The following is a 16,277-nucleotide window of genomic DNA, read 5'->3' on the forward strand; positions in this document are numbered from 1 at the left end:
CGAAGAAGCTGTGAAGAAGGTCGTTCAGGCCTCGCGGCGGGCCCGCTCGGCCAGTTGCAGGCTCAGCGCGCGGTGTCGCTCCAGGTGCGGCGGCAGGTCCAGCGTGCACAGCTGCCCGCCCTCCACCACCACCCGGCCGTTCACCACCACCACCGCTGCCGTGCCTGGCGTGCAGAACACGAGCGCCGCCACCGGATCGTGCTGGGCGCCGGCATGCGCGACGCCGCGCAGGTCGAAGGCCACCAGGTCGGCCGCCATGCCGGGCGCCAGGGCACCGATGTCGCTGCGGCCCAGCACCCGGGCGCCGCCCAGCGTGGCAATCTCCAGCGCCTCGCGAGCCGTCATGGCCTGCGGGCCGTGGCCCACCCGCTGCAGCAGCAGGGCCTGCCGGGCTTCGCCCAGCAGGTGGGCGGCGTCGTTCGAAGCGCTGCCGTCCACGCCCAGGCCCACCGGCACGCCGGCGTCACGCATGGCGCGCACCGGCGCGATGCCCGAGGCCAGCCGCATGTTGGAGCAGGGGCAGTGCGCCACGCCAGTGCCGGTGCGGGCGAACAGCGCGATGCCGGCGGCATCGAGCTTGACGCAGTGCGCATGCCAGACGTCCGGCCCGACCCAGCCCAGGTCTTCCGCGTACTCGGCCGGCGTCTTGCCGAAGCGCTCGCGGGAATAGGCCAGGTCGTTGTCGTTCTCCGCCAGGTGGGTGTGCAGCGACACGCCATGCTGGCGGGCCAGCAGGGCCGACTCGCGCATCAGGTCCTGCGAAACCGAGAACGGCGAGCAGGGCGCGACGACGATGCGCGTCATCGCCTGATCGCGTGGGTCGTGCCACTGCCGGATCAGCCGCTCGGTGTCCTTCAGGATGGCGTCCTCGTCCTCCACCACGCTGTCGGGCGGCAGGCCACCCTGGCTGCGGCCCACGCTCATGCTGCCGCGCGCGGCATGGAAACGCATGCCGATCTGGTGCGCCGCCTCGATGGCGTCGTCAAGCCGGCTGCCGTTGGGATAGAGGTAGAGATGGTCGCTGCTGGTCGTGCAGCCCGACAGCAGCAGCTCGGCCATCGCGGTGAGCGTGGAGACGCGCACCATCTCCGGCGTCAGCTGCCGCCACACCGGGTAGAGGTGCTGCAGCCAGCCGAACAGCTCGGCGTCCTGCGCGCCGGGCAGCGCCCGGGTCAGGCTCTGGTACATGTGGTGGTGGGTGTTCACCAGGCCGGGCAGCAACGCATGGCCGGCCAGCTCGATCACCCGGGCAGTGCCGTTGTGCACCGCCTCGGCATGCCGCGAAGGCAGCGCCGCGGTGGGCCCCACCCATTCGATGGTGCCGCCCTGCACCACCACCGTCCCGTCGGCGATCTCGCGGCGCCCGGCGTCCATCGTCACCACGACATCGGCATGGCGCAGCACCAGCGGCGGCCGTCTCGTGTCCATGGTCACCGCCTCATTCCGCGCCATGCGAGGTGGCGGCGGCCTGGGCGAAGGCCAGCTCGCGCGACTGCATGCCGTTGTAGTAGAGGTTCAGCAGCACCGCCACCAGCGTGCCGAGCACGATGCCGCTGTGGGTGATGGCGCCCATCCAGGCCGGGAAGTGCTGGAAGAAGGTCGGCGCGAGCGTGGGCATCATGCCGAAGCCGATCGAGATCGCCACGATGAAGAGGTTGTGCCGGCAGCGCTCGAAATCCACCGTGCCCAGGATGCGCACACCGGTGGCGGCCACCATGCCGAACATCACGATGCCGGCACCGCCCAACACGAACTGCGGCACCGAGGCGACGATGTGCGCCATCTTCGGGAACAGGCCGAGCGCGATCAGGATCAGCCCGCCGGCCGCCGCCACATAGCGTGAGCGCACGCCGGTCACCGTCACCAGGCCCACGTTCTGCGAGAACGAGGTGTAGGGGAAGGTGTTGAACACGCCGCCAATGACGGTGCCCAGCCCGTCGGCGCGCAGGCCGCGCGTGAGGTCCTCGGTGCTGAGCTTCTTGCCGGTGATGTCGGCCAGCGCCAGGAACATGCCGGTCGACTCCACCAGCGTGATCAGCATGACGATGCACATCGACACGATGGCCGAGGCGTCGAACACCGGCATGCCGAAATGCAGCGGCGTGACCACCGACATCCATGCCACCTCCGACAGGCCGTCCACATGCACCTTGCCCAGCCCCGCGGCCGCGACCGTGCCGACCACCAGGCCGATCAACACCGCGATGTTGGCAATCAGGCCCCGGCCGTACTTCGTGAGGATCAGCACCACCGCCAGCACCACCGCGGCCACCGCCAGGTTGCCCAGCTCGCCATAGCCAGGGTTGGCCGTCTGGTGGGCCACACCGTCCACCATGGCGGTGACGCTCGGCTGCCCGCCGGCGGCCCAGTTGATGGCCACCCCCAGCAGCGACATGCCGATCAGCGCGATGACGGTGCCCGTGACCACCGGCGGGAACAGCCCCAGCAGGCGCCCCATCAAGGGAGCCACCACGATGCCGAACAGCCCCGCGACGATCACCGCCCCGTAGATGCCCAGCAGGCCGACCTCCGGGTTGGCGCCGATGGCGATCATCGGCGACACCGCCGCGAAGGTGACACCCATCATCACCGGCATGCGGATGCCGAACTTCCAGAAGCCCAGCGCCTGGATCAGCGTGATCAGGCCGGCCGCGAACAGGTCGGCGTTGATGAGGTAGGCCAGCTGGTCCTTGGGCAGGTTCAGCGCACCGCCGACCACCAGCGGCACGGCCACCGTGCCGGCATACATCACCAGCACATGCTGCAGGCCGAGCGCCAGCAGGCGGCCGAGGGACAGGCGCTCCTCCGAGAGCGCGCGGGAGGGGGAAAGAATGGCTGCCACGATGTCTCCTTCGGTTCGCCGGCAGGTGGGGAGGCTGCGTCGCCGTTTATCTGGCTGTACGCAGGACACACGCATTTGTACTTGCGGTACGCAAGACTGTATACACTTTAGCCGGCGCTGCCGCCGAGACATTGGGTGGCGCCTGGTTTGGACTGTTTTGATCTGGAGGATCGATTGGGAAAACTCACGACCCATGTGCTCGACACCGTGGACGGCTGCCCCGCCGCCGGCCTGCAGGTGTCGCTCTACCGGCTCGACGGCGAGGCCGCCACGCCGCTCGCCCGCCTCGCCCTCAACCACGACGGGCGGGCCGACGCGCCACTGCTGGAAGGCAGCGCGCTGCAGCCGGGCCGCTACCGGCTCGTCTTCGCGGTGGGCGCCTATTTCCGCGGCCGGGGCCGCACGCTGCCCGAGCCGGCCTTCCTGGAAGACGTGCCGCTGGAGTTCGGCATCGCCGATGCCTCGCTGCACTACCACGTGCCCCTGCTGGCCAGCCCGTGGTCGTATTCCACCTATCGGGGCAGCTGAGTCGGCACCGCCGCCTGCCTTTTCCTAGGGTAATCCCGGTGCACGCTTCACCCGTCAGATTGCATACACTTTAATCCCCGCGTCGCCGCGGAGCCCGGCTCCTGCCCCTGCAGGCCGGTTGCGACGTGTCCTCCTTACAGAGCCCGCAGTGGTAAGGGGTTTCGGCCGGCGCACCGGCATCGCCCGACGGCGTTGCGTGCGGCGGCCCGACTCGAACGCCCCTGTCTCATGGACACTGCCTACTTGCTCGACTGGGCCAACCTGCTGCTGCGCTGGGCCCATGTCATCACGGCCATCGCCTGGATCGGCTCCTCCTTCTACTTCGTCTTCCTCGACAACAGCCTCACCGCGCCGACCGCGCCCGACCTCAAGGCCAAGGGGGTGGACGGCGAGCTGTGGGCCGTGCACGGCGGCGGCTTCTACCACCCGCAGAAGTACCTGGTCTCGCCCAAGCAACTGCCCCAGCACCTGCACTGGTTCTACTGGGAGAGCTATTCCACCTGGCTGACCGGCTTCGGCCTCTTCACGGTGCTCTACCTCTTCAATGCCGGCACCTTCCTGGTCGACAAGAGCGTGCACGACTGGTCGCCCTCGCTCGCGGTGGCGGTCGCGCTGGGCTTCCTGGCCGGCTTCTGGCTGCTCTACGACGGCATCTGCCGCGTCTTCGGCCAGCGGCCGAACGGCGACAAGGTGGTCGGCGGGCTGGTGTTCGCCGCGGTGGTCTTCGCCTGTTGGCTGGCCTGCCAGCTGTTCGCCGGGCGGGCGGCCTTCCTGCTGGTGGGCGCGATGATCGCCACCGCCATGAGTGCCAATGTGTTCTTCTGGATCATCCCCGGCCAGCGCAAGGTGGTGGCACAGCTGAAGGCCGGCCAGCCGGTGGACCCCATCCACGGCAAGCGCGGCAAGCAGCGCAGCGTGCACAACACCTACTTCACGCTGCCGGTGCTGTTCGCCATGCTCAGCAACCACTATGGCTTCCTCTACAGCGGCGAGAACAACTGGCTGACCCTGGCGGTGTTGATGCTGGCCGGCGCGCTGATCCGCCACTACTTCGTTGCCCGGCACCGCGCCAAGCTGCAGCAGAAGACGCCGCCCTTCGGCTATGCGGCTGCCGGCGTGGTGATGATCGTCGGCCTGCTGGCGCTGGCCGCGCCGCGCGCCACCGTGTCGGCGCCGGCCACCTCCGCCGCCGCGGCGACACCGGTCACGCTGGCCCAGGTGCAGGCGGTGGTGGAGCAGCGCTGCACGCTCTGCCACAGCGCGGCGGTGAAGAGCAAGAACATCGAGCTCGGCAGCGCCGCGCTGATCGAGCAGCACGCGCAGCAGATCTACCAGCAGGCGGTGGTGACCCGCACCATGCCACTCAACAACGCCACCCAGATGACGGCCGGCGAGCGCGAGCTGCTGGGCCGCTGGTTCGAGCAGCGCAACGCCGCGCACTGAGTCGCCCGCCAGTGCCCTCAGTCGGCCGCGCTCACTTCAGCCGGCGGCCAGCCGGCGTGATGGCCGGCTTCCAGCTGCAGCCGGCGTGATGGTCCCGGCAGGCGGGCGGCCGCCTCACCGATTGACGCCCGCGAGCGCCAGCGACAGGCCCAGGCCGACCAGCACCGCGCCGGTCAGGCGGTCCACCGCGACACGGTGCCGCATCACCCGCTGACGCAGCCGCGGCTGCGACAGCAGCAACGCCACCAGCGCGAACCAGCCCAGGTGCACGGCCGACATCAGCAGGCCGTAGCCAAACTGGCGAAGCAGCGGCGTGGCGGGGCCGACCACCTGGGTGTAGGTGCTGATCACGAACAGCGTCGTCTTCGGATTGAGCGCATTGGTCATGAAGCCGGTCCTCAGCGCGCCGCGGCTGGGCGCGGTCCCGGCCGGCAGGCCGTCTGCCGGCAGGCCGGCACCGTGCGCGGCCAGGGCCCGGGCGCCGATGAAGACCAGGTAGGCCGCGCCCAGCCACTTCAGCACGCCGAACCAGGCCGGCGTGTGGGCCAGCAGCAGCGAAACGCCGAACATCGTGTAGGCCACGTGCACCTGCACGCCCAGTGCAATGCCGGCCGCCGACCACAGGCCCCAGCGGCGCCCGAACAGCAGGCTGTTGCGGCTCACCATGGCGAAGTCCGGGCCAGGACTGACGGTGGCGACAAGGGTGACGGCGGCCACGGCGGCAAATTCGTTCATATCGTCGGTTGACGGCAAGACGTGAAGGACGGGCGGCCCGAAGTGCAGGCCAAGGCCCCGGCGGCAGGCCATCGGTGAGTACGCCTCACCGCTGCCTGGCGAAGCGACCGCCGGCACCTGCCTCGGGGCACACGCACCTGCTGTCGTCCACGCCGTGCATGGTGTCGGCAAACCGGCCGGTCGACGAACGATTTATAGTGCGCGCTTTTCTGTGACCCTGGCTCACTGATGCAGCGCCTCCCTCCCCTTTCCAGCCTGCGCTTCTTCGACGCGGCGGCGCGGCTCGGCAGCTTCGTGGCGGCCGCCAGCGAGTTGCACGTGACCCATGGCGCGGTCAGCCGGCAGGTGCGCAGCCTGGAAGACGCGCTTGGCGTGGCCCTGTTCGAGCGTCGCAACCGCGCGGTCTTCCTGACGCCCCAGGGTGTGCAGCTGCAGGCCACCACCCAGGCCATCTTCGAGCAGCTGGCCCGCACGGTGGCCGAGCTGGCGGCCCCACCGCCGCAAGCGCCGTTGGTGCTGTCCTGCGAACCGACCCTTGCCATGCGCTGGCTGATCCCGAGGCTCGGTAATTTCTACAAGCGGCATCCCGAAATCCAGCTGCACCTGTCGGCGGCGGGCGGCAAGGTGGACTTCCAGCGCGCCGGCGTGGACCTGGCACTGCGGCGCAATGATTTCCGCTGGGAGCCCGGCCTGGCGGCCGAAGTGGTCGGCGAGGAATGGACCGGGCCGGTCTGCGCGCCGGCCCTGCTGCGCCGCGGGCGCCTCGAACTGACGGCGCAACGCCTGCTGCACACTGCCACCCGCAAGTCGGCCTGGGCCAGCTGGGCCCGGGCGGCGGGTGTGGCCGTGTCGCACCGGCAGGGCCAGAGCTTCGAGCACTTCTACCTCAGCCTGCAGGCTGCCGGGGCGGGCCTGGGCGTGGCCATCGGCTCGGCCTACATGGTGCAGGAGGACCTGGCCGGCAGCCAGCTGGCGGCGCCCTTCGGTTTCGTGCAGGACGGCTCCTCGTACTGCCTGCTGTCGCCACAGCCCTTCGAGGCCGACGCGCGCCGCGCCGCGGTGCTGGCCTGGCTGCGCGAGCAGTTCGCCGGCTCCGCGCGGGAAATGGGCTTGTCGCCGGGCGCGCCGTGACAAAATGCCGCGGCAGCCAGCCGCCAGCCGCACTTCGGGCGCTCGGCTTGCTCAGTGGGAACTGACCCGCTTGCGCTGGCCCGGCCGACGGGCACCCCGAGCCGCGCATGCCCTGTTCTGCGTCGTCCGGCCCGGAAAGGATAGGAAGCGATGAGCACGCCAGATCATGTCGTGACGGTGCGGCGGCGCGTCGATGCCCCGGCCGATGAGTTGTATGCCGCGTGGACCGAACCCGAGCTGATGCGGCGCTGGCTGGCGGAAGTGGTCGACACCGACGTGAACGTGGGTGGCCGCTACCGCTTTCCATCCTCCGACGACGGCGATCCCGCCCAGGCCAACAGCCTGACCGGCGAGTACCGGGTGCTGGAGCCGGGCCACCGCATCGTGCAGACCTTCTGCCATGCCGACCCCGGCGTGGATGGGCAGGTCGACGAATTTGTCGAAGTGCGCTTCCATCCACTCGGGCCGGCGGCCACCGAGCTGACGGTGACCAACGGCTGGCATGGCCTCGGCCTCAGTGAGGAAGAGCGTGCAGCGGTACTGGCCGGCTGGTCGGAATGGCTGGAACTGCTGGTGGCGGCGGTGATGCACCCGCGCGCCGCGGAGCACTGAGCGGCCGCCCGCCTCAGGCGGCCTTCTGGGCTTCGCTGCTGCCGTCGAGCCAGGCCGGCCGGTGCGCCAGGTAGTGGCGCAGGATGGCCTGCTCGACCTTCACCCGCTCGTGCGGCCGGCAGACATAGCGCAGCGCCAGCGTCGCGGCCTTCGCGTCCCCCAGTTCCACCACCACCCGCGGCTCGGCCGACGGCAGGTCGACGTTGCGGATCTCCTCCAGCCGGCTCAAGTGGGTGTTGGCTTCGGCCCGCCAGGGCTCGCAAACCTCGGCTGCTGCCTGCAGCAGCACCGCTTCGTGGGCCAGCAGGTCTTCCTTGGGTTCCAGCCCGATGTGCAACAGGTGCACGACGAACTGGCCGGTCACGCTGAGGTTGCGCACCGGCTGGGTCAGCAGCATCGCGTTCGGCACGGTCACCGTGCGGCCGGTGGCCTGGTGGCCTTCGAGGGTCTCGATGAGGGTGGTGCACATCGCATCGATGTCGACCACCCGGCCGCCGGCCGCGCCGATCTGGATGTAGTCGCCAATGCGATAGGGCCGCGACACGGTCATCATCGCAAAGCCCAGCAGGTTGGACAGTGCCTCCTTGCTGACGATCAGGATGGCACCGGCCACCGCGGCCAGCGACAAGGCAAAGCCGGCGATCTTGGAGGCCCAGATGCCGGTGATGCCGGCCATCGCCAGCAGGATGATGACGTTGCGGCCGAAGACGAAGCGCTCGCGGCGCTCGGCCATCGACGCGCCAGTGCGCGTGAGGTGCTTCTGGGACAGGCGCAGCAGCACCGTGGTGCCGACCAGCGCGGCCAGCGTGAGGGCAATGCGCCAGGCATCGCCGACAGCAAAGCGATGCAGCAGGGTGATCAGGGGCTCCATGCAGGACCGAAAGTAGACGAACCCTCCATTGTGCGGGCTTTCCGGCCCGCTGCCGGCCGCTGAAGTGTCCGGCGGCCCGCCGTGCTGGCCGGGCGGTGCCTGCGGCCGGGCCAGCACGGGGCAAGCCGCGGCCGGCGGCCACGCTATTTGCGCGCCGGGCCCGCGCGCAGGCCCAGGCGCTGGCGTGCCACCGACGCGGGCGGCGGCGCGACCTGCGGTGCGTCCGGCCCCTGGGCCAGGCGACGTTGCACGCGGCGGGCGAGGATGACGGCCCGGACGTCGCGGCAGAACAGCCAGGTCAGCCCCGAGTAGACCGCCAGCACGCCGGCCGCCGCCAGCGCGGCCGACCAGCTCTGCACGCCCAGGAACAGCACGATCAGCAGCACCGCATAGACGCTCATCGCCGCCACCAGGCTCAGTGTGAAGGCCAGCACGAATGCACCGCCCACGCCCGGCTTCACCTCCAGCGTGCCGTCGTCGCGCAGCCGGGCGTAGAGATAGCTGGCGCGCAGCTCCTCCATCGAATACCGCCCGCTCTGGTACAGCGCCACCAGCGCGCGCGCCGTTTGCGGTGAGACCGGCTTGCCGAACACGCCACGGAAGATGTCTTCCCGTTTGACGAGATGAATGAAGTCCCGCAGATCTGCATGTTCCTCGGCCTCGGCCAGCAGCCACGCGTACTGGCGGAAGCGGCGCTTCTGCAGGTATTCGTCGTTGAACTCCAGCAGTGACTTGGCCGCCTTGTAGAGCGCCGCCACCACACCGGCCACCGCGGTCCCGATGGCCGGTCCCGAGGTGAGGAGGTCGTTGAAATCCATGGCTGGCCTCCAGGTCTGCTTTGCCGTCGTCCGGTTGTACCCTCGGCCTCCGTCGGCGTCCAACGCCAAAGCCAACAGGCCCGGCGTGGCAGGGGCCACAGCGGGCGACGGCCGCCGCCTGCGAGCAGTGACCAGTGCCCATGACCCAGTGCGCACCGCTGCCCGAGAAGCCGGATGCCGAAGAATCTTCAGCTCGAAAGTGCCGCACTGCAGACCGGCCATCGGGCTTGGGCAAGCCGGCTTCCCACGGTCTTGCGCAGCCCCTGGCGGCCATCATCTGGGATGCCGGCTTGCTTGCACCGTGCCCGCACCGGGCCACGGCCTGCCCCCTGCCCAAGGGGCCCCGGTTCGTGCAGTCATGGGCCGATTGCACTTGCCGCCCGTGGCGGCAGCCACTATTCATGCAGCAGGCGGCGTGTGCCGCGAAGTGCATGGCCGCCGAGGCGTCATGGGCAGCAGCATTCGCTTGTGGCATCGAGACACCAACCACGGAGCACGTCATGCGGAGCATTCTTCTCCCTTGTACCCTGGCCCTCGCTTCGATCGTCTGCGGTCCCGCGCAGGCGGCCGGCAGTGAGGCAGACCATCGCTTCATCGAACAACTGGCCCGCATGCTGCCCGGTGACGCCCGCACGCTGCATGCCGAAGCCACCGCCGGCCAGGCGATCCCGGAATGTGTCGGCATTCCGCTCGACAGCCTCATTCCGAACTACGATGGATTGACCGGTGCCTTCCTCGGTGCACCGCAAGTGGTGGTCGACCGGCCGGTCAGCATCAGCTTCCAGTTGCAGCCTCCGATGCCCGACACGGTGCTGGCACAAGGCACCTTCCTCGGCGTGTTCACTTCGGCGACCGGCATGCCGCAGACCCGCGTCGGCACCTTCACCGCGGTGCCCGACAACCCGATGGTGGGCACCCTGCTGCTGCTGCAAACCAATCTGACGACGCCCGAGCCGGAATATGTCTTCGCCGTGCTCGGCTTGCTGAAGGACCTCTCCGGCAGCCGCATCACCGGCCTCTGCCTGCAGGGGCCGATCCGGGCCGGCACGCCGATCCACCGGCCTTTTGGCCTCTATCGCACCATGTAGCGAAACCCGGCCGGCGGAGCGGGGGCCGCCGTCGGGCCGGCTTGACCCGCCGGCTGCGCGGGCCGGTCCCGCGTGAGCCGCAAATGCTCACTCCGGCATCCCCGCATCGCACCTGCACTGCCTCCGTACCTTCACCGTCACCCAGTGCCGCGCGGCTCGACGCCGCCACTGCGCGCCCTGCAGCGCCTGCCGTCGTTCGCCATGCGGACAAGCGCCGCCGAGCGGCTCGCGTCGTACCGCCGGCCGTGCGACGGAGGCACCGCCGGCGTTGGGAGCACATCGGCGGGCTCCGCAAAACTGCGGTTTTTCGAGCCACTTGACCGGGGTCCGAGGGCATTTTCCGCAAACTTTCTCACAGCTTGCGGGCCGATGGTTCGATGTCCCACTTCACCGGGCCCCGCAGCTACCGATAAATCCCGAGTCGGAGTCCGTTGCCCGCGAGGCAGGGCTCCTGTGTTCGATCCTTCAGCAGGTAGTACCGTATGTCTCACCAACGGCGCACGATCGCGCTTGCCGCCCTGGCGGCCCTTTTCTCGACCCCCGGCCTTGCGCAGGACACTGGCGGCCCGGCACTGAGCCTGTCGGGCTTCGGCACCGTGGGGGCGGTCAAGACGAACAACTCCGACGCCGACTACGTCATTCCCGGCCAGCCCGACGGTGCCGGAAAGTCGGTCGACTTCGGCGTCGACAGCAAGATCGGCGTGCAGGCCACCGCCACCTTCAACCTGATGTTCTCGGCCACCGCGCAGGTGCTGAGCAAGCACAACTCCGAAGGCAAGTGGACCCCGGGGCTGGAATGGGCCTTCGGCAAGGCCAAGCTCGGCGACAAGTTCTCGCTGCGCGTGGGCCGCATGGGCGCTCCCTTCTTCATGGTGAGCGACTTCCGTGACGTCGGCTACACCAACACCTGGATCCGTCCGCCGCTGGACGTCTATGGCCAGATCACCTTCAGCCACTTCGACGGCGCCGACCTGCTGTACAGCTCCTCGATCGGCGACACCAACGTCACGGCCCAGTTCTTCGCCGGCAGCAGCAAGGTGAAGTACGCCAACGGCGCGCGCCCCGAGCTCAAGCGCATTGTCGGCGTCAACGCCTCGGCGGAGATTGGCCCGGTCACGCTGCGCGCGGGCCATGCCCAGGGCAAGTTCAGCGTCACCCGCTCCCAGCGCCTGGACCAGCTGTTCAACGGCCTGCGCACCGTGGCCGCCCTGCCGGTGGGCCTGGGCTCGCTCGGCAGCCTGGCCGACGATCTGGAGGCCGATTCCAAGGACGCCACCTTCACCGGCATTGGCGCCTCGCTGGACTGGAACAACATCGTCGGCAGCGCCGAGTACACCCGTCGCCGCACCGACTCGTTCCTGGCTGACACCACCGGCTGGTACCTCACCGGCGGTTATCGCTTCGGCACCTGGACGCCGTATGTCACGCTGTCCAAGCTGAAGCAGGACAGCGACAGCTCCAAGACACTGCCGGCCGCGCCGATCCCGCAGCTGGCGGGCACGATGGCCGCGCTGTCGAAGGGTGTCAACGACACCCTGGCCTCTGTCGGCCAGAAGACCGTCGCGGCCGGCGTGCGCTGGGACGCGATGAAGAACATCGCGGTGAAGGCCCAGTTCGACCACATCAAGCCCGACGCGCGCAGCAGCGGCCAGTTCGTGGTGCGCGAAGGCCAGTCCGGCCTGAACGGCAAGTCGGTCAACGTGTACAGCGTCGCCGTGGACTTCGTCTGGTGATGGCTGGCGTGCACAGGAAACAGATCATGAAGAAGCTTTGCATCACGCTGGCGCTGGCCGGCGCCGCCACCCTCGCCCGGGCCGACATCGTCGTGATCGGCAACCCTGCCGCCGGCAGCCTCACCAAGGAGCAGGTGTCGGACGTGTTCCTCGGCAAGAACCAGTCGTACACGCCTGTCGACCAGGTCGACAGCGCGCCCATCCGGGCCGAGTTCTACAAGAAGGCGACCGGCCGCGATGCCGCTCAGGTGAAGGCCACCTGGTCGCGCCTGGTGTTCACCGGCAAGGGCCTGGCCCCCAAGGAACTGCCCGATGCCGCGGCGGTGAAGAAGGCGGTCGCCGCCGATCCGAAAGTGGTGGGCTACATCGACAAGTCGGCCGTCGACGGCAGCGTGAAGGTGCTCGTCAGCCTTGACTGACCACCGGCCGGTGCATGCGACCGGCCTTGCGGAGCACCGGCGTCGCGACACGCCGCGGCGCTCCCCGGACTCCCCCTACCTGGATGACATTGTGAAGTTCCGAGCCAAGATCTGGATGTTGCCGCTGTGCGCGGCGGCGGTGTTTTTCGTGGGCCAGGCGATCAGCGTGGCGGTCGGCAGCCGCACGTCGGCCGCGCTGGAAAGCCTGCGGGGCACCTCGTATCCCTACCTCGAACAAGTGGTGCGCATCGACCGCGCGGCCGAGGCCTTCCGCCTCACGCTGCAGACCGCGGCCTCGGAGGGGGATGACTCGCGGCTCGCCGATGTCGAAGCCATCGTCAAGGATGCCCGGGCCGCCGTGGCCGAGGCCGCCCGCCTCGAAGGCCATCGCCAGGACGCCGAAGCGCTTGGCCAGGCTTTCGAGGCCTACCAGTCGGCCGCGGTGGGTGCCACCCGGGCGATGCTGGGCAAGACCGAGATGGGCGACCTCGTCACCCGCATGCAAAGTGCGCAAGCCGCCTTCACCCAACTGATCGAGGCGCGCAAGAAGGACGCTGCGGCCGGCGTGAGCCAGTCACTGGACGCCGCGGCAAGCGGCACCCAGACCTCGGTCTGGGTGGGCCTGGCGACCTGCCTGGCCGTGCTGATGACGCTGGGCATCGCCTCGCGCTTCATCGTGGCTTCGGTGTGGCGCGACCTGGGTGACGAGCCGTCCCGCCTGCGCCAGCTGGTGCAGGACGTCGCCGACGGCGACCTGAGCGCAGCGGCCCGCGTGCGTGAGGCAGCGCTGGTCAGCGGCTCGCTGCATGCCGCGGTGTACACCATGGCGCTGCGCCTGCGCGACACGGTCAGCACCATCCGGCAGTCCACCGACTCCATTGCTACCGCCTCGCGGGAGATTGCGGTGGGCAACCAGGACCTGAGCAGCCGCACGGAGGCCACCGCCTCCAACCTGCAGCAGACCGCCTCGTCGATGGACGAACTCACCAGCACCGTGAGCCAGAGCGCCGAAGCCGCCCGCCAGGCCGACCAGCTGGCCCGCAGCGCGTCCGAAGCGGCGCAGCGCGGCGGCAACATCGTCTCGCAGGTGGTGTCGAGCATGGACGAGATCAGCGCCGCCTCGCGCAAGATCGGCGAGATCATCGGTGTGATCGACGGCATCGCCTTCCAGACCAACATCCTGGCGCTGAACGCGGCGGTGGAAGCCGCCCGTGCCGGCGAGCAGGGCCGCGGCTTCGCGGTGGTGGCCGGCGAGGTCCGCTCGCTGGCGCAGCGCTCGGCACAGGCGGCGCGCGAGATCAAGAGCCTGATCAATGCGTCGAGCGAGAAGGTCGACAGCGGCGCGCAGCTGGTGCAGGACGCCGGCGGCGCGATGCAGCAGATCGTCGACGGCGTGCAGCGGGTGACCGACATCATCGCCGAGATCAGCCATGCCACCGCCGAGCAGGCCGGCGGCATCGGCCATGTCAACACCTCGATGAACGCGCTGGACCAGATGACGCAGCAGAACGCGGCCTTGGTGGAGCAGTCGGCCGCGGCCGCAGAGAGCCTGCGCGACCAGGCCACCCGGCTGACCGGCGCGGTGGGCGCCTTCAAGCTGGGCAGCGAGTCGGCCAGCCTCGGCTGAAGGGCCGGCCGCGACACGGACTGGCCCGCTTCGCCTGACGCCCGACCGCACCCTGCGGCCGGGCGTTTTGCCTTTCAGCGCCGCGGCAGCCGGCCGTGCGCCAGGGCCGCCACCTCGCGCCAGGAGCGGATCAGCGCCACCACCGGGCGCGCCACAGCGGCGCCCGTCGCCACGGACGACTGCCGACGGCCGCGCCGCATCGGCATGCCGCGGCGGCCCCTCATCGCGGCAGCGCCCACTGCCTCGCGATGGCCTGGCCGGACATGGCCGGGTCGCTGATCGAGGCGGCTCCGGTCTCCACCCGCCCGGCGAAGCGCCGGCTGTAGTCGGGTTGGCCTTCCACCCGCACGCTGAAGTCGTACCAGTGCCCGCTGCTGTCCAGCGCACGGGCCAGGCGGAAGTCGCTGTGGGCCATCACCGCCTGGCGGGCGCCGGACGAAGCGCCGAAGTACGCGTTGGCCTGCATCGTGAACACGCAAGGCACCGGCCCGGTGTTGCGCAGGGTGATGAGCAGGCCACCGCCCTGGCGGTCATGCACCACGTCCACCTCGGGGTTGGGTTGGCCTGCCGCCGCCACCCGGCGGGCATTGCCGGTGAAGTGCCGGTGAAAGCCGTTGGGCCCCAGCACCCACAGGTCATAGGCCCCGGACGGCGCGGGCGTCCAGCGCCCGGCCAGGCGCTTGCCAGCCTCCACCGTGTAGCGCCTTGGCACCTCGTGCAGGCGCAGCCGGTCGTAGACATGGAAGACCGCGGCGGCCTGGCCGTGGCTCAAGAACTCCAGCTCGACCTCGCTGGCGCCGACCCGCTGCGTGTCGGGCCGCACCTGAGCGTTCACCTGCAGCGTATAGGGCAAGGCGCGTGACGGGCGGATGCCCGCCGGCTGCACCGGCAGGGCCAGCGTCGACGGTGTCGGCGGTGTCGTGCGGCCCGGCAGTGCGCGGGCCCGTTCCGCCCGCGCCACGGTCTTGGGCAGTCGGTCGAAGAAGGCGCTGTCCTCGGGGTCGGCGAAATTGAAGGCCGACATCAGGTCACCGCAGACGGCCCGGCGCCACGGTGAGATGTTGGGCTCCCGCACACCGAAACGACGCTCGATGAAGCGAATCACCGAGGTGTGGTCGAACACCTCCGAGTTGACCCAACCGCCCTTGGACCAGGGCGAGATGACATACATCGGCACCCGTGGCCCCAGGCCATACGGGCGCTGCAGCAGGGCGCGCTCCTCGGCATCATCGTGGTAGTGCGGCAGCACCTGGTGGTACTCGCCGGTGGCGTCGACGGTGGAAGCGCCATGCAGCACGGTGCCGCCGCGGCCGGACGGCAGGCGCGAGGGCACGGCCGGCGGCGGCACGTGATCGAAGAAGCCATCGTTCTCGTCGAAGTTGACGAACAGCACCGTGCGGCTCCAGACCTCCGGGTTGCTGGTCAGCGCGTCCAGCACGCGGGCGGTGTAGTCGGCGCCCTGTGCCGGGCTGGAGGGGCCGGGGTGCTCCGAGCCCTCGGCGTTGGCGACGATCCAGCTCACCTGCGGCAGGCGGCCCGCCTGCACGTCCTGCCGCAGCAGGTCCAGTCCGCGGGTGCTGACGCCGCGTTCGCGCAGCGCGTTCGACGACCCCGGTAAGCCCCGGTAGGCCGCGCGGAAAACCTGGAAGCCGGCCAGCGGGTTGTCGGTGAAGTTGTCCGCCATGTCTTCGTAGACCTGCCAGCTGATGCCGGCCTGCTCCAGCCGCTCGGGATAGGTGGTCCAGCGATAGCCGCCGTCGCCATGGTCGGCATCGAACCAGTCGTAGTCGTTGTAGATGGCCGGGCCGTTGCCACGGGCCAGCGGGTCGTTGCTGCCGGTCCACAGGAACAGGCGGTTGGGATTGGTGCCGCCCTGGAAGGCGCAGTGGTAGGCGTCGCAGATCGTGAAGGCATTGGCCAGCGCCCACTGGAAGGGCAGGTCTGCGTGGCTGTAGTGGCCCATCGCGTGATCGTGCTTGGCCACGGTCCAGGCGGCCATGCGTCCGTGGTCCCAGGCAGCCTGGGCATCGGCCCAGCTGTGCGGTGTGCCTTCCACCCGCATGTGCTCGAAGCGGCGGGTGGTGTCCAGCGCGAACGGTGCGATGCCGGCCGTGCCGGCCCCGGCCTCGCGACGCGGCTGGACCCACACGGTGCGTTGCGGCAGCCCGGGCGCGTCGGCCACCGGCACGGGGAAACGGTCGGCGAAGCCGCGCACGCCGGGCAGGCTGCCGAAGTAATGGTCGAACGACCGGTTCTCCTGCGTGAGGATCACGATGTGCTGCACGTCGCGCAGGCTGCCGGTGCGACGGTCAGCGGCGATCGCCAGGGCTCGCTGGATGGCAGGCGGGCAGGCCGTCAGCGCGGCGGCTGCACCGGCGCTGCGCAGGAAATGGCGGCGGTCGTGTTGGCTCATCGGCGGTACTCTTTCTG

General features: G+C 69.9%; 14 protein-coding genes. 8 read left to right on the plus strand and 6 right to left on the minus strand.

Annotated features, from left to right (window positions below; genetic code table 11):
- Window positions 1–24 precede the first annotated feature (24 nt).
- Window positions 25–1,428, minus strand: a complete 1,404-nt coding sequence (locus N7L95_RS11925) for an 8-oxoguanine deaminase (RefSeq protein WP_301260025.1) — start codon at window positions 1,426–1,428, stop codon at window positions 25–27.
- Window positions 1,429–1,438: 10 nt separating this feature from the next.
- Window positions 1,439–2,842, minus strand: coding sequence for a nucleobase:cation symporter-2 family protein (locus N7L95_RS11930; RefSeq protein ID WP_301260026.1), 1,404 nt, complete (start codon window positions 2,840–2,842; stop codon window positions 1,439–1,441).
- Window positions 2,843–3,016: 174 nt separating this feature from the next.
- Between N7L95_RS11930 and uraH the strand changes: the two genes are divergently transcribed.
- Complete coding sequence (gene uraH, locus N7L95_RS11935; RefSeq protein ID WP_301260027.1) at window positions 3,017–3,370, plus strand: hydroxyisourate hydrolase; 354 nt, start codon at window positions 3,017–3,019, stop codon at window positions 3,368–3,370.
- 228 nt (window positions 3,371–3,598) lie between these two features.
- Window positions 3,599–4,813 (plus strand): urate hydroxylase PuuD, encoded by a 1,215-nt coding sequence (locus N7L95_RS11940; protein WP_301260028.1) that lies wholly within the window; start codon window positions 3,599–3,601, stop codon window positions 4,811–4,813.
- Window positions 4,814–4,927: 114 nt separating this feature from the next.
- On the opposite strand, the gene N7L95_RS11945 is transcribed toward N7L95_RS11940, so the two are convergent.
- Window positions 4,928–5,548 carry a LysE family translocator gene (locus N7L95_RS11945; RefSeq protein ID WP_301260029.1) on the minus strand — a complete coding sequence of 207 codons (621 nt, stop codon included), beginning with the start codon at window positions 5,546–5,548 and terminating at the stop codon, window positions 4,928–4,930.
- Window positions 5,549–5,776: 228 nt separating this feature from the next.
- Here N7L95_RS11945 and N7L95_RS11950 point away from each other — a divergent pair, with 228 nt between their 5' ends.
- Together N7L95_RS11950 and N7L95_RS11955 are read left to right on the plus strand one after the other, a co-directional pair.
- A complete protein-coding gene (locus N7L95_RS11950; protein WP_301260030.1) occupies window positions 5,777–6,679 on the plus strand; it encodes a LysR substrate-binding domain-containing protein in 903 nt (300 codons plus the stop codon).
- 150 nt (window positions 6,680–6,829) lie between these two features.
- Window positions 6,830–7,291, plus strand: coding sequence for an SRPBCC family protein (locus N7L95_RS11955; RefSeq protein WP_301260031.1), 462 nt, complete (start codon window positions 6,830–6,832; stop codon window positions 7,289–7,291).
- A 13-nt stretch (window positions 7,292–7,304) separates the two neighbouring features.
- Here N7L95_RS11955 and N7L95_RS11960 read toward each other — a convergent pair whose 3' ends face one another.
- The gene (locus tag N7L95_RS11960) at window positions 7,305–8,162 is read right to left on the minus strand and encodes a mechanosensitive ion channel family protein (protein ID WP_301260032.1); all 858 of its coding nucleotides are present in this window, start codon (window positions 8,160–8,162) and stop codon (window positions 7,305–7,307) included.
- Window positions 8,163–8,305: 143 nt separating this feature from the next.
- Window positions 8,306–8,980: a hypothetical protein gene (locus N7L95_RS11965; RefSeq protein ID WP_301260033.1), complete on the minus strand. Its 675-nt coding sequence runs from the start codon at window positions 8,978–8,980 to the stop codon at window positions 8,306–8,308.
- A gap of 431 nt (window positions 8,981–9,411) precedes the next feature.
- On the opposite strand from N7L95_RS11965, the gene N7L95_RS11970 reads away from it, so the two are divergent.
- From N7L95_RS11970 to N7L95_RS11985, 4 genes are all read left to right on the plus strand, one after another.
- Window positions 9,412–10,068, plus strand: coding sequence for a hypothetical protein (locus tag N7L95_RS11970; protein ID WP_301255490.1), 657 nt, complete (start codon window positions 9,412–9,414; stop codon window positions 10,066–10,068).
- A gap of 482 nt (window positions 10,069–10,550) precedes the next feature.
- A complete protein-coding gene (locus N7L95_RS11975) occupies window positions 10,551–11,801 on the plus strand; it encodes a porin (RefSeq protein WP_301255491.1) in 1,251 nt (416 codons plus the stop codon).
- Between the two features lie 26 nt (window positions 11,802–11,827).
- A complete protein-coding gene (locus tag N7L95_RS11980; protein WP_301255492.1) occupies window positions 11,828–12,220 on the plus strand; it encodes a hypothetical protein in 393 nt (130 codons plus the stop codon).
- Window positions 12,221–12,311: 91 nt separating this feature from the next.
- Window positions 12,312–13,847 (plus strand): methyl-accepting chemotaxis protein, encoded by a 1,536-nt coding sequence (locus tag N7L95_RS11985; protein ID WP_301255493.1) that lies wholly within the window; start codon window positions 12,312–12,314, stop codon window positions 13,845–13,847.
- Window positions 13,848–14,067: 220 nt separating this feature from the next.
- Here the strand turns inward: N7L95_RS11985 and N7L95_RS11990 are convergent, their stop codons facing one another.
- Window positions 14,068–16,260: a phosphocholine-specific phospholipase C gene (locus tag N7L95_RS11990; RefSeq protein WP_301255494.1), complete on the minus strand. Its 2,193-nt coding sequence runs from the start codon at window positions 16,258–16,260 to the stop codon at window positions 14,068–14,070.
- Window positions 16,261–16,277: the final 17 nt, after the last annotated feature.

This window comes from Eleftheria terrae (assembly GCF_030419005.1).
Lineage (GTDB): Bacteria > Pseudomonadota > Gammaproteobacteria > Burkholderiales > Burkholderiaceae_C > Caldimonas > Caldimonas terrae.

Coding starts and splice junctions, on each gene's coding strand:
- N7L95_RS11990 (WP_301255494.1), bottom strand. CDS start 16,260: ATGAGCCAACACGACCGCCGCCATTTCCTGCGCAGCGCCGGTGCAGCC.
- N7L95_RS11980 (WP_301255492.1), top strand. CDS start 11,828: ATGAAGAAGCTTTGCATCACGCTGGCGCTGGCCGGCGCCGCCACCCTC.
- N7L95_RS11975 (WP_301255491.1), top strand. CDS start 10,551: ATGTCTCACCAACGGCGCACGATCGCGCTTGCCGCCCTGGCGGCCCTT.
- N7L95_RS11965 (WP_301260033.1), bottom strand. CDS start 8,980: ATGGATTTCAACGACCTCCTCACCTCGGGACCGGCCATCGGGACCGCG.
- N7L95_RS11955 (WP_301260031.1), top strand. CDS start 6,830: ATGAGCACGCCAGATCATGTCGTGACGGTGCGGCGGCGCGTCGATGCC.
- N7L95_RS11960 (WP_301260032.1), bottom strand. CDS start 8,162: ATGGAGCCCCTGATCACCCTGCTGCATCGCTTTGCTGTCGGCGATGCC.
- N7L95_RS11925 (WP_301260025.1), bottom strand. CDS start 1,428: ATGGACACGAGACGGCCGCCGCTGGTGCTGCGCCATGCCGATGTCGTG.
- N7L95_RS11970 (WP_301255490.1), top strand. CDS start 9,412: ATGGCCGCCGAGGCGTCATGGGCAGCAGCATTCGCTTGTGGCATCGAG.
- N7L95_RS11940 (WP_301260028.1), top strand. CDS start 3,599: ATGGACACTGCCTACTTGCTCGACTGGGCCAACCTGCTGCTGCGCTGG.
- N7L95_RS11950 (WP_301260030.1), top strand. CDS start 5,777: ATGCAGCGCCTCCCTCCCCTTTCCAGCCTGCGCTTCTTCGACGCGGCG.
- N7L95_RS11945 (WP_301260029.1), bottom strand. CDS start 5,548: ATGAACGAATTTGCCGCCGTGGCCGCCGTCACCCTTGTCGCCACCGTC.